This window comes from Bacteroides hominis (assembly GCF_033042785.2).
In the GTDB taxonomy this organism is placed as follows: domain Bacteria; phylum Bacteroidota; class Bacteroidia; order Bacteroidales; family Bacteroidaceae; genus Bacteroides; species Bacteroides hominis.
The window spans coordinates 4,603,647-4,617,181 of the sequence record NZ_CP178829.1 but is presented as its reverse complement, the minus strand read 5'-3'; the positions used below and the strand labels follow the sequence as shown (position 1 = coordinate 4,617,181).

The following is a 13,535-nucleotide window of genomic DNA, read 5'->3' as shown; positions in this document are numbered from 1 at the left end:
TCTGAAATAATTGCTATGTTTGCGGAAATAATCATCAAAAGATAAAAAATATGCTGATATACAATACCACTTTTCAGGTGGATGACGAGGTTCATGACAATTTCCTGATCTGGATCAAAGAAAGTTATATCCCTGAAGTAGAGAAACACGGAGTACTCCGTGCACCACGTATCTGCCGTGTGTTGAGCCATCGTGACGAGGGCACTTCTTATTCACTCCAATGGGAGGTGGATAATTCCAGCCTTTTGCATCGCTGGCATCAGGAACAAGGTGCACGGCTTAACCAAGAGTTGGTAAAGATATTCAAGGATAAAGTAGTCGGATTTCCGACATTGATGGAGGTACTGGAGTGATTCAGCCGGTTAAAGAGAAGATTATTCTGGGCATCGATCCCGGTACAACGATCATGGGATACGGAGTGTTGCGTGTCCGGGGGACTAAGCCGGAGATGATTGCCATGGGGATTATCGACCTGCGTAAATTCGGCGATCATTACCTTAAACTGCGCCATATACATGAACGGGTACTGAGCATCATTGAAAGCTACTTGCCGGATGAACTGGCGATTGAAGCCCCTTTCTTCGGGAAAAACGTGCAGTCTATGCTGAAACTCGGACGTGCACAAGGAGTGGCAATGGCTGCCGCGCTGAGTCGAGATATTCCTATTACCGAATATGCTCCGCTTAAAATAAAAATGGCTATTACCGGTAACGGGCAGGCTTCAAAAGAGCAAGTGGCCGACATGCTGCAACGCATGCTGCATTTTGCCAAAGAAGACATGCCTGTCTTTATGGATGCTACCGACGGACTAGCAGCTGCCTATTGTCATTTCCTGCAGATGGGGCGTCCTGTGATGGAGAAAGGGTATAGCGGTTGGAAAGATTTTATAGCCAAAAACCCGGAAAGGGTGAAGTAGCCGTGGGCTACTCAATTAATCAGATAATAATTTAATAGAGAGAAAAACCATGAAAATGAACTATCTTGCCTTTATCGGAGTGACTGCGGCCACGGCTGTAGTCAGTTGTACTCCTGCCAAGAAAGAATATGCGTCTTACGAGCTGTATCCGGTGCGTTCGGGCAGTCTCACGGAGATGGAGTATTCACCGGAGGCTACTAAGTTTATCCTTTGGGCACCTACCGCCGATGAAGTTCGTCTGATGTTGTTTGATTCGGGTGAAGGAGGGCATGCTTACGAAACAATTCCTATGGAGCCGGGTGAGGAAGGCACTTGGACAGCAACGGTCAGTAAAGATCTGATGGGGAAATTCTATACATTCAATGTCAAGGTAAACGATAAATGGATGGGAGATACGCCGGGTATCAATGCCAAAGCGGTGGGGGTAAACGGAAAGCGTGCCGCCATTATCGACCTGAAATCCACCGATCCGCAGGGGTGGGAAAACGATCAGCGTCCGCCGTTGAAATCACCTGCGGATGCAGTCATCTACGAGATGCACCATCGTGATTTTTCTGTTGACTCCACGTCGGGCATTCGGAACAAAGGGAAGTTTCTGGCTCTGACCGAACATGGGACACTGAATCCTGCCAAGTTGCTTACCGGTATTGACCATCTGGTGGAACTGGGAGTCACCCATGTACATCTCCTGCCATCTTATGACTATGCCTCAGTGGATGAAACCAAACTGAATGAAAATAAATACAATTGGGGATATGATCCGCAAAATTACAATGTGCCCGATGGTTCGTATTCTACTGATCCTTATGATCCGGCTGTTCGCATCCGTGAATTCAAACAGATGGTGCAGGCGCTCCACAAAGCCGGTATTCGGGTAGTACTCGACGTGGTGTACAATCACACGTACAATACTGACGGAAGCAACTTTGAGCGTACGGTTCCGGGATATTTCTACCGTCAGAAACCCGATGGTTCGCTGGCAAATGGTTCGGCTTGCGGCAACGAAACGGCAAGCAACCGTCCCATGATGCGTAAGTATATGATCGAATCCGTGCTCCACTGGATTAAAGAATATCATATAGACGGTTTCCGCTTCGACCTGATGGGCATTCACGACATCGAGACAATGAATGAAATCCGCAAGGCAGTCAATGCCACTGATCCTTCTATCATTATTTATGGTGAAGGTTGGGCTGCGGAGGCACCACAGTATCCGGGGGATTCGCTGGCTATGAAGGCCAATACTTTCGAGATGCCCGGTATTGCCGCTTTCTCTGACGAACTGCGTGATGCGTTGCGTGGTCCTTTCAATGATAACCATAAAGGAGCTTTCCTCGCCGGAATTCCCGGTGGAGAAGAAAGCATTAAATTCGGAATTGTCGGAGCTATCCAGCATCCTCAAGTCAACAACGACTCTGTGAATTACAGCAAAGCTCCTTGGGCTGCCCAGCCGACTCAAATGATCAGTTACGTGTCCTGCCATGATGATATGTGCCTGGTGGACCGTCTGAAGTCAAGTATTCCCGATATTACTCCCGAACAGCTTGCACGGCTCGATAAACTGGCACAAACGGCGGTGTTTACCTCGCAAGGTATTCCGTTCATTTATGCCGGTGAAGAGGTGATGCGCGATAAGAAAGGGGTGCATAATAGTTTTGAAAGCCCCGATTCCATTAATGCCATCGATTGGAACCGCAAAACCCTCCATGAAGATGTATTCACTTACTATAAACGTCTGATCAGTCTTCGTAAGGCACATCCCGCTTTCCGTATGGGCGATGCGGAGATGGTGCGTAAATATCTGGAATTTCTTCCAGTGGAGGGCACTAATCTGATAGCTTTTCGTTTGAAAGATCGTGCGAACGGAGACTCTTGGGACAATATAATCGTAGTGCTCAATGCTCGTTCCGTTCCGGCCAAACTGACAATACCTGAAGGCAAATACACCGTTGTCTGCAAAGATGGGGTAATTGATGAGCGAGGTTTGGGGCTGTTGTACGGTCCGGAGATAATGGTTCCGGCACAGTCGGCACTGATCATCCACCAGTAGTATCAGTCATATGGAGAAAGCCCGGAGATAATCCGGGCTTAACTTTGTAAATGCTGATAATAAAAAATTATAAGGGCATAAAAAACAAATATAAAGTTAACCTAAGTGGATTATCTCTAAAAAACTGTCCTGATTTGTGGGATATGTGTGCATAGAGCAATCTTAAAATATCTGTATGATGAAATTTATAAGGAAGTCTCCGGCCGATACGGATAATCTGGAAAGTCCTCAAAAGTTTGAGGCTTTTTTTCTGGATTATTACCCTCGAATAAAAGGGTTCATTAATGGCTTGTTGCAGAATGCTGAAGAGGCGGAAGATATCTCTCAGGATATTTTTGCATTATTGTGGCAGAATCGGGGAAACTTGAAATTGATAGACAATCTGGATGCATACCTGTTCCGTATTGCCCGGAATGCGGTTTTCCGGCATATCGAACGTTCCCTGCTATTTCAAAATTATCAATCCTGGCAAATATCGGATGATCATCCGAAACATTGTGAAACAGAGGCGGAACTTGATGCAAAAGAATTGGAACTGATCATAGCCATCGCTGTAGAGAGAATGCCTGCCCAAAGGAAGAAGATCTACCGGATGAGCCGCGAACAGGGACTGAGTAATGAGAAAATAGCCCGTGAATTAAACATTAGTAAGCGTACGGTTGAAAATCATCTGACCCAGGCTCTGGCCGATATACGCAAAATATTGCTCTTGGTTATTATGGCTACCATCGTATAAACTTAGTAGTTTATTATCGAAAAATCTCTTTCAGACTGTGTGTGTTTGGCGGGTTACGTATCTTATATACATAACCCATAAAATATACTATGTCTGACGCATACAAAATTATACGCAACTTTATGGCTTTTACAGCCAGTCCGGATCTTAAAAGCAAAGTCTGGACATGGCTCCTTGATTCGTCCGGCAAGGAACGGAAAGAAAAAGCACTCCATCAGATATGGGATGATTATCATCCTGCGGCAGATGCCTGTACCCGACATTCTTTACGGAAGTTTCAAAAAAAAGCAGGCTTTCCTTTATGTAAGCCGTCAAACCTTTATCGGTGGGCACGTATAGCAGCTTTTCTACTTATTCCGTTGGTGTCCATTGCTACTGCCTATGTATATGTCAGGCTGCATACGCACGATGTCCGTTTTGTCGAATGTATTGTCCCCAAGGGTGAACAAAAAGAAGTCACACTTCCCGATGGTTCGGTCATCACCCTGAATTCCGGGTCTGTATTTTTATATCCCACACATTTTACAGGCGACACCCGTTCCGTATATCTTTCGGGCGAGGGGCATTTTAAGGTTGCACCAGACAAGAAACTTCCTTTTGTGGTAGAGACTAATCACCTGGATGTCTGTGTGCTGGGTACTCAGTTTAATGTGCAGGCGTATCCTTTGGATAAGAGAACGATTACCACATTGGAGACCGGTTCTGTTGCCGTTAGGAAGAAGAATCAGACGGATTGTTTTGTTACTTTAGAACCCAACCAGCAACTGGAGTATGAAAACCGGGATGGAAAGTTTTATAAAAGGAATATAGACGCCTCCGTCTATTCGGGCTGGACCAAAGGTGAAATGAATTTTGTCTCTCAATCATTTAGGGAAATCCTGAAAACGCTGGAAAGAAGATATGCTGTATCCATCCGGTTATCATCCGATCTGACAGAATCGGACCGTATCAACTCGGATCTTTATACAATAAAGTTTAAGTACCGTGATAGTATCTTTCATGTTTTGGACATTGTGACAAAAACTGTAGGAGGTATCACCTATAAAGTGGGGAAGGACGAAACCATATCTATTTGTCCGCTAAAATAAAAGAAAGGAGAGCTGCCATATGAAAAAAAGGGAACCGGAAACAAATTACCACACCCATTTCCGATCCCCGAAATCAATCAAAAACTTTTTAACCTTTAGAGACTTTAAACAGTATTAATTGATTAACTCACAAAATTATGAAATTAAAAATCAATTTAAGGAATATTCTATCCGTAAAAATTCATAAAATAGTCCTTTTACTTCTCGCTTTATGCATTTATAACACTGCTTACGGGCAGAATCAGCGAATAAGTGTATATGGTAACAATCAATCTTTGCAAAAAGTATTCGAACAGATAGAGCAGCAAACCAAGTTAAGTGTGACATACAATCAGACCAAGCTGGATGTAAACAAGAAAATTAAGGAAAACTTTATAGACAAAAAGCTTGCTTTTGTGATGGATGCTCTTTTGAAGAATACCGGGTTTACTTGTAGCTATGAACTTGAACATATAGTTATTACTCCTTCTGTGCAGCCAAAAGAGAAAGCTGCTGTCAAGCAAACTGTCCAGATGAAAAAAATAACGGGTAAGGTAACCGGCATTACCGGTGAGCCTCTCATAGGGGCCAATGTACTTGCCGTAGGCAGTAAGCAGGCTACGATCACGAATCTCAACGGAGAGTTCACGTTAGAAGTTCCTGCGGACGGCAAACTGCAGGTTACGTATATCGGTTATCTGCCGCAAGAGGTCAGTACCAATGGGAAAAACCAGCTCGTCATTCAGTTGAAGGAGGATTCAAAGTTGATGGATGAAGTGGTGGTGGTCGGCTTTGGAACACAAAAGAAAGTCAATCTGACGGGAGCCGTTACCTCCGTCAATATACAGGAGACACTGGGTGACCGTCCGATAACGAATGTTACGGCAGCTCTGCAGGGAGTTGTTCCGGGATTAAAAATTGAAGGTACAACCGGTACACCCGGTGACAATTTGTCGTATAACATCCGTGGAACTACTTCTATCAATGGTGGCGGTCCTCTGGTATTGGTTAATAATGTTCCGATGGATATCAATATGATCGATCCGCAGGATATTGAATCGGTCTCTGTCTTGAAGGATGCAGCTTCTGCAGCCATTTACGGGGCGCGTGCAGCGTTTGGAGTGATTCTTATCACCACTAAGCAGGGAAAAAAGGACATGGCGCCTAAGTTTAATTATAATAACAATTTCTCGTTCTCCAAGGCATTGGAATTACCGCAAAAGGCGAACCCGCTGGAGTCCATATTGGCATATAAGGAAATGGGATGGCCTAATGATACGTATGTGGATGGTAAGAATATACCTCAGTGGGAAACGTATATACGTGATTATATGGATAATCCTTCCAAATATCCTCAAGGGTATGTTTTCGACGAAAACGGGAATCTGTTCCTGATGAGAGAAAACGACATGTTTGCGGATATGATGGACAATTATGGCTTTATGCAAAACCATAGTTTCTCGGTTTCGGGAGGAGGTTCCAGAACGAATTACCGTATCGGTTTGGGCTATACCAACGAAGACGGAATTCTGATTACCGATAAGGACCGATATGAACGTGCCAATCTGTCGAGCTTCCTTAGTGTGGAGGTCAACAAATGGCTGACGACCCAATTGGATATACGGTATGCCAATTCTACCCAGAACAAAGTGGAACAAGGCGGAAGGAACGGAATCTGGGGAAGTGCCATGCAACTCCCTTCTTATCAGAATATTTCGCCTTATGAAGTGGATGGGATTACTTATCCCGCCGAAACTTCCGCCACTTACATCCGTTATGGAGAACCGCGCATCGTTAAAAAAACTGACTTCAGAGCTTTGGGACGTATTATTATTTCACCTCTGAAGAACCTGAAGATAACAGGTGAATACACATATAACAGGGTGACGAATTACAACCGCATGTATGTGAACCAGTATAAATACATCGGAATGAATTTTACCGGTGTCCTGAATAATACGGAGAACACGCGGTATGCACTGACTCAGGGATTTAACAACTACAATGCGATCAACGTTTTTGCAAATTACGACTTTTCAATAGGTAATCATAATATAGGGGTGATGGGTGGATTCAACCAGGAAGAGAATCATGCTGAATCACAGTGGACGGAAAGAAAAGATGTGTTGTTGGGCAACCTGCCGTCCATATCGGGAGCTACCGGAACTACAACGGCTACAGACACATTCAATGAATATGCCCTTAGGGGACTCTTTTACCGCGTTAATTATTCGTACAAGGATCGGTACATGGTCGAAGCTAACGGACGTTATGACGGAACTTCACGTTTCCCTAAAAACAATCGTTTCGGTTTTTTCCCTTCTTTCTCGGGAGGGTGGCGCATTTCGGAAGAGCCTTTTATGACAGGAACCCGGAGTGTTCTGTCTAATTTAAAGTTTCGTGCGTCCTGGGGATCGATAGGAAATCAGATCATTTTGCTGTCTGACGGTACACCGGACAATTATCCGTATATACCGGAAATGGCTCCGGGACTAACCAATTGGCTGGTAGACGGCAAAAGACCTACGACTCTGTCTACGCCGGCTATGGTCAGCAATGCGTTTACCTGGGAGAAAGTATATACGCTTGACTTCGGTGTCGACTTCGGATTTTTTGATAACAGGCTGAACGGAACTTTCGACTGGTACCGGCGTGATACGAAAGGTATGCTGGCACCGGGTATGGATTTGCCTTGGGTGGTGGGAGTAGCTGCCGCCAAGCAAAATGCCGCAGATCTGAAGACCTATGGCTGGGAACTGGAACTCAACTGGAGAGACCGTATCAAAGATTTCAGTTACCGTATCGGATTTAATCTCTATGATTCACAGAGTGAGATTACTAAGTTTAACAATGAAACCAATTTGTTGGGTACTTATCGGAAAGGACAGAAGATTGGTGAGATCTGGGGATATGTAACCGACCGTTTTTATAAAGAAGACGATTTCAATGCCGACGGAACCCTTAAAGAAGGTATTCCTATCCCGAAGGGAGTTGGAAAAGTGTATCCGGGGGATGTGCTTTATAAGAATTTTGATGATGATGCCAGTACCATCTGGACTGGAAAAGGGACAGCAGACGATCCGGGTGACCAACGTATTATCGGTAATTCTACACCGCGTTTCCATTACGGAATCAATGCAGGTTTGAGCTGGAAGGGATTCGATCTTTCCATTTTTCTTCGTGGTGTGGGTAAGCGTGACTTTTGGCGTACTGACCAGATTGCATGGCCTACAGGTACATGGGGAAGTTTGTTTAAAGAAACCCTTAACTTCTGGACACCGGAGCATACAGATGCTTATTTTCCGAGAGTATATGCAAACAATGGTGTGAATACCGGTTCGAATCGCTGGAAGCAAACCAAGTATCTGGCCAATGCGGCTTATGTGAAACTGCAAAATATCACCTTGTCTTATACATTGCCTAAAGCGTGGTCTAAACAAGTTTACTTTGACGAAGTCAAGGTCTTCTTCAGTGGGGAAAACCTTCATACATGGGATCATTTACCGGAAGGTCTGGAGTCGGATATGCTTTCAAAAGGAGCATGGGAGTATCCGTTTATGAAGAAATTTTCACTTGGATTTAATGTCACATTCTAAATAACCGAAATAGTATGAAGAAATATACATTTGCCTTGTTTATACTCAGTGCGATCGCTTTTACCGGTTGCCTGAACAATGATTTTATGGAAAGGTATCCGTTGGGCAATCCGACGGAAGAGACGGCCTTTGTGACGTATGATAACTTTAAGGCATATGCCTGGGGATTGTATGAAACACTTCCGAAATTAGGATACGGTGATACTTCAACAGACGATATCTCGTATAATCAGACGCGGGGAAGCAGCGAAAGCAACTGGATCAGGGGACTGGTCACTGTGCCTGATAAGAGGAATAATACAACTTGGGATTATTATGGTTTTATCCGTCGTGTCAATCTGATGTTGGGACGGATAGACGGTTCCCAGATGACTGAGACTGAGAAGGCGCATTGGAAAAGTGTCGGATACTTCTTTCGTTCATACCGCTATTTTTCATTACTGTCTGCTTACGGCGGCGTACCTTGGATAGACCGAGTATTAAGTGATAATGATACAGAGTTGATCAACGGTCCCCGTGCTTCCAGAGACGAAATCGCGAAGCATATTCTTGAAGATTTGCAATATGCCGAGCAGCATATCAACGTCAATGGTGATGGCAGTAATACGATTAACAGAGCCGTCGTACAGGCATTTATGTCCCGTTTCTGTCTTTTTGAAGGAACATGGAGAAAATATCATGGGTTGAATGATGCCGAAACTTTTCTGAAAGAATGTAAACGGGTGTCTGCCGAGGTTATGAACAGCTATCCTGAAATTTGCAGTAACTACGATGATCTGTTTTGTTCACTCGACCTGAAAGATGTACCGGGAGTCATACTCTATCGGGAGTTCTCGAATGCGGAAAACGTAGTACATGATACCAGCATTCAGGGAACAACCGGATCGTCCTACTATAACCCGACTCGTGACTTGGTGGACAGCTATCTCTGTTCGGATGGGAAAACCCGCTGGAACAGTCCGTTGTTCCAGGGAGATAAGGATATGTACAGTGAGTTCAGTTGCCGGGATCATCGACTCTGGCTGCAAGTGACTCCTCCATACAGAATTGACCGATCGGCTTCTACCGATGCTTGGGGGAATAAGTGGGAGTTTACCGATGTCGCTAAGGACAGGAGCTTTATCGATAGCCTGAATATCCGGTTGGGAATAGGGTATGGAAGCGGCAAAGAGAGACAGAAGACGTTACCTTTCCGCCAGGGTTATGACGGAGGTATTCTGGGAGCAGTTCCGCATTTCGATTTCTATTTGGAAAATCAGCCTTGGTACAAATCGGCTTTCGGGTATAATAACTGGAAGTATTATTGTACTTATTTGTCGATGGGATCGCAGCGAAATGAAGAGACCGATATGCCCATCTTCCGGGTAGAAGAGGTGATGCTGAATTATGCTGAAGCAACGTGTGAGTTGGGTGAATTCGATCAGTCCGCGGCCGATCAGACAATTAATAAACTGCGTATCCGTGCTAACGTGGCACCTATGAAAGTGGCGGAAATCAACGCCGCTTTCGATCCTAAGCGCGATCTGGGCGATCCTGCTTATCCGGGTGACTATGCTGTCAATCCTTTGTTATGGGAGATTCGCCGCGAACGGCGTATCGAGTTATTCTCCGAAGGGTTCAGGTTCGACGATCTGCGGAGATGGAAGAAGTGCCATTACGCGTTAAAGAAGAAGTTGGGTATGTATGTCAAGACATCGGACTTTCCCGCTGGAACGAAGGTGACGATTGACGGAGGTGGCGCAGAGGGATATCTTGAATTCCATCCTGTACAAACCCATACTTGGCCCGAATATTATTACTTGAATCCTATTCCACGTAATGAAAGGGTGCTGAATCCTCAGCTTGCTCAAAATCCGGGTTGGGATGACGGAGTAGAGTAGCCCCTTCCTGATTGATAAATGGTTTTAACCGTGTGATAAGAAACTGTCCCGAGAAATTCTTATCTTTGGACAGTTTCTTGTCACACTATAAATACTATGTTTAGATGAAATACCTGATTTTAATACTGCTTTTCCTCGGTTCGCACGCCGTCCGTCTGTGCGGACAAACGATCTTACCTACACCTGATTACCTCGAAAAAGCCAATGGACAGTTGCAACTCCAAGGCAAGATACGGATGCATGCTCAAGATGCTTCCGCTTCTTTCCTGCATTTGTTTTATGAAAAACTGATACCGAAAAGTGCCGTGGAATGGTGTAGTGAAAAGGGGCACAGCCAAATCTCCTGGGAGAAAGATGCCACACTTCCCGCAGAGGGTTATCGCATTCTTGTTACTCCCGAGAAAATGACTGTTCGTGCGGCAGATAACGCCGGTTTTATTTATGCCGTTCAGAGCCTGAGACAATGGGGTACACGGGAAGGGGACAAACTTATATTTCCTTGTGCGGAAATCACTGACTTTCCACGGGTGAAATGGCGTAGCTTTATGCTGGATTCGGGACGCCAGTATCAAAAGGTCTCTACCATCAAGAAATATATCGATATGGCTTCGATGCTGAAAATGAATTATTTTCATTGGCATCTGACCGAGGGTCTCGGTTGGCGTATCGAGATAAAACGCTATCCGCTTTTGACACGGATCGGAGCTTTCGTAGGACAGGGACCGGAGCAACAGGGATTTTATTCCCAGGAAGAGGTAAAGGAGATTGTCAGCTATGCGGCAGACCTCGGTATCACGGTTGTTCCCGAGATCGACATGCCCGGACATGCGGAGGCCGCACTTAATTCGTATCCGCGGTTGGGATGTTTCAACATTCCGGTGAAAGTGCCCCAAAGCGGTTTTACACAGAATATTTTTTGCGCCGGCAAAGACAGTACACTCACCTTCCTGCAGAATGTACTGGACGAAGTGTGCCGGATGTTTCCATCCGCTTATATTCATCTCGGAGGTGATGAGGCTCCTAAGGGAAACTGGGATAAATGTACGGATTGTCAGGCACGGATTGCGAAAGAAAAACTGAAGGACAGCCATGACCTGCAATTATGGTTTTCGGCTCGAATGGCAAATTACCTGAAACAGAAAGGACGGAAGGCTATCTTTTGGGGCGATGTGATTTATAAGGATGGTTATCCGTTGCCGGATAATGTGGTTATACAGTGGTGGAACTGGAGAGGGCACAAGGATCTGGCTTTGAAGAACGCTGTCAGGCATAATTACCCGGTGATTTGCGGTACGAACTATTACAGCTATCTGAACTTCCCGCTCACTCCTTGGAGGGGATATACCAAAGACCGCACTTTCGATCTGGAAGATGTGTATCTGCATAATCCCTCTTACAGGCCACGGGAAGAAAACCCGCTTATCCTCGGAATGAGTTCTGCACTGTGGACAGACGATGGAGTAACGGAAGATAGGATCGACCGTCGTGTCTTTCCGCGTATTCTTGCGCTTGCCGAACAAATGTGGTATTCCGGCAAACCGTTGAGTTTCGATGAGTTTTACGGTAAAGTTCTTCTGAAGCAACCATGGTTCGAACAACAGGGGTATTCATTCGGCCCTGCCTTGAAAAAGGAGGTAGACGTAAATTATAAATGGGATTAAAAAAAGAAACTTAGCATGAAAAGAATAGAAATCTATATCGGACTATCCGTATTTGCTTTATCGGCAAAAAGTCAGGTTAAAGAATCTCAACCCAATATCATCTATATTATCATGGACGATTTAGGGTATGGGGATATTGGTTGTTATGGTTCCGGAAAAATAGAAACTCCGAACATAGACCAGCTGTGTAAAGACGGCATCAGTTTCACCCAGCACTATACCGGATCGCCTGTTTCGGCACCGGCACGCTGTGTACTGATGACAGGTATGCATTCGGGACATGCACAGATACGGGCCAATGATGAAATGGCATACCGGGGAGCCATCATGAATTATGACTCCATGTATGTGCATCCGAATCTGGAGGGACAGTATCCTCTGAAGGCCAATACAATGACTATCGGAAGGATGATGCAGCAGGCGGGATATGTCACCGGATGTTACGGGAAATGGGGGTTGGGTGCTCCGGGATCGGAGGGCACTCCCAATAAACAGGGATTCGACAGTTTTTACGGATATAACTGCCAGCGGCAAGCGCACAGTTACTATCCGGCCTTTCTGTATAAGGATGAAGACCGTGTATATCTGAACAATAAAGTGCTCGACCCTCACACTGCCCGGCTGGATCCCGGAACAGATCCCCGCGATGAAGCCAGTTATGCCAAATTTTCACAGAAGGAGTATGCTAATGATCTTATTTTTGATGAACTGATTTCGTTTGTCGGACAGAACAAGAAGAAGCCTTTCTTTTTGATGTGGACTACTCCGCTTCCGCACGTGTCATTACAGGCACCGGAGAAGTGGGTGAAACACTATGTCGAAAAGTTTGGAGACGAGGCGCCTTACACCGGGAAAGCCGGATATATGCCTTGCCGGTATCCACATGCGACTTATGCTGCCATGATCAGCTACTTCGACGAACAGATCGGTAGACTGATAGAGAAACTCAAGGCAGATCATTTGTATGATAATACCATTATCATGTTCACTTCCGATAACGGTCCAACCTTTAACGGCGGAAGCGATTCACCGTGGTTCGATAGCGGAGGCCCTTTCAAGTCGGAGTATGGCTGGGGAAAATGTTTTGTTCATGAAGGGGGAATACGGATACCTGCCATTGTTACCTGGCCCGGAAAGATCAAACCTTCCACTCAAAGCGATCACATTTGCGGATTTCAGGATGTAATGCCTACTTTGGCGGATATTGCGAAGGTTGATTGTCCGCCGACTGACGGAATCAGTTTCCTGCCCACTTTGCTCGGCAAGACCGGACAGCAGAAAGAACATGCATATCTGTATTGGGAATATCCCGATCCGGTGATCGGTCTGAAAGCCATTCGTATGGGTAAGTGGAAGGGAATTATCGACAATATCCGGAAGGGAAACTCTACAATGAAGTTATATGATCTGGAGAAGGATCTCAGGGAAGAGCACGATGTGGCAGGCGAATATCCGGAAATTGTCCGGAAACTGACGAAGTTGATGGAAGAGTCGCATACCGAACCGGAAAACCCTAAATTCAGGTTCTGACCGGCTACGATTGCCCAATACTACGATTTTTTTTACTCTTATTCTGTCTCTTTGTGCGGATTTTGATATACTTTTGCTCCGCCTAATAATGAAATAGGA

General features: G+C 45.3%; 9 protein-coding genes. All 9 read left to right on the top strand.

Translation table 11 applies throughout. The annotated features are described in order from the left end of the window. The first annotated feature begins 50 nt into the window (after window positions 1–50). The 9 genes from R3O62_RS19535 to R3O62_RS19495 all read left to right on the top strand — a co-directional run bounded on the left by R3O62_RS19535 (window position 51) and on the right by R3O62_RS19495 (window position 13,436). The gene (locus R3O62_RS19535) at window positions 51–353 is read left to right on the top strand and encodes a DUF4286 family protein (protein WP_005821157.1); all 303 of its coding nucleotides are present in this window, start codon (window positions 51–53) and stop codon (window positions 351–353) included. Beyond that, complete coding sequence (ruvC, locus tag R3O62_RS19530) at window positions 350–916, top strand: crossover junction endodeoxyribonuclease RuvC (RefSeq protein WP_005780571.1); 567 nt, start codon at window positions 350–352, stop codon at window positions 914–916. The genes R3O62_RS19535 and ruvC overlap by 4 nt, the downstream gene beginning before the upstream one ends. 49 nt (window positions 917–965) lie before the next feature. Next, a complete protein-coding gene (gene pulA / locus R3O62_RS19525; protein ID WP_317472807.1) occupies window positions 966–2,966 on the top strand; it encodes a type I pullulanase in 2,001 nt (666 codons plus the stop codon). 178 nt (window positions 2,967–3,144) lie between these two features. Then, the gene (locus R3O62_RS19520; protein WP_317472831.1) at window positions 3,145–3,702 is read left to right on the top strand and encodes an RNA polymerase sigma-70 factor; all 558 of its coding nucleotides are present in this window, start codon (window positions 3,145–3,147) and stop codon (window positions 3,700–3,702) included. A gap of 89 nt (window positions 3,703–3,791) precedes the next feature. Continuing rightward, complete coding sequence (locus R3O62_RS19515) at window positions 3,792–4,790, top strand: FecR family protein (protein ID WP_005821151.1); 999 nt, start codon at window positions 3,792–3,794, stop codon at window positions 4,788–4,790. A gap of 137 nt (window positions 4,791–4,927) precedes the next feature. After that, window positions 4,928–8,365 carry a TonB-dependent receptor gene (locus tag R3O62_RS19510; protein ID WP_317472806.1) on the top strand — a complete coding sequence of 1,146 codons (3,438 nt, stop codon included), beginning with the start codon at window positions 4,928–4,930 and terminating at the stop codon, window positions 8,363–8,365. Window positions 8,366–8,379: 14 nt separating this feature from the next. Next, entirely contained in the window at window positions 8,380–10,245 is a 1,866-nt protein-coding gene (locus tag R3O62_RS19505; protein ID WP_032531681.1) for a RagB/SusD family nutrient uptake outer membrane protein, read from the top strand. Between the two features lie 104 nt (window positions 10,246–10,349). After that, complete coding sequence (locus R3O62_RS19500; RefSeq protein ID WP_317472805.1) at window positions 10,350–11,906, top strand: beta-N-acetylhexosaminidase; 1,557 nt, start codon at window positions 10,350–10,352, stop codon at window positions 11,904–11,906. Between the two features lie 15 nt (window positions 11,907–11,921). After that, a complete protein-coding gene (locus R3O62_RS19495; protein WP_122296190.1) occupies window positions 11,922–13,436 on the top strand; it encodes an arylsulfatase in 1,515 nt (504 codons plus the stop codon). Window positions 13,437–13,535: the final 99 nt, after the last annotated feature.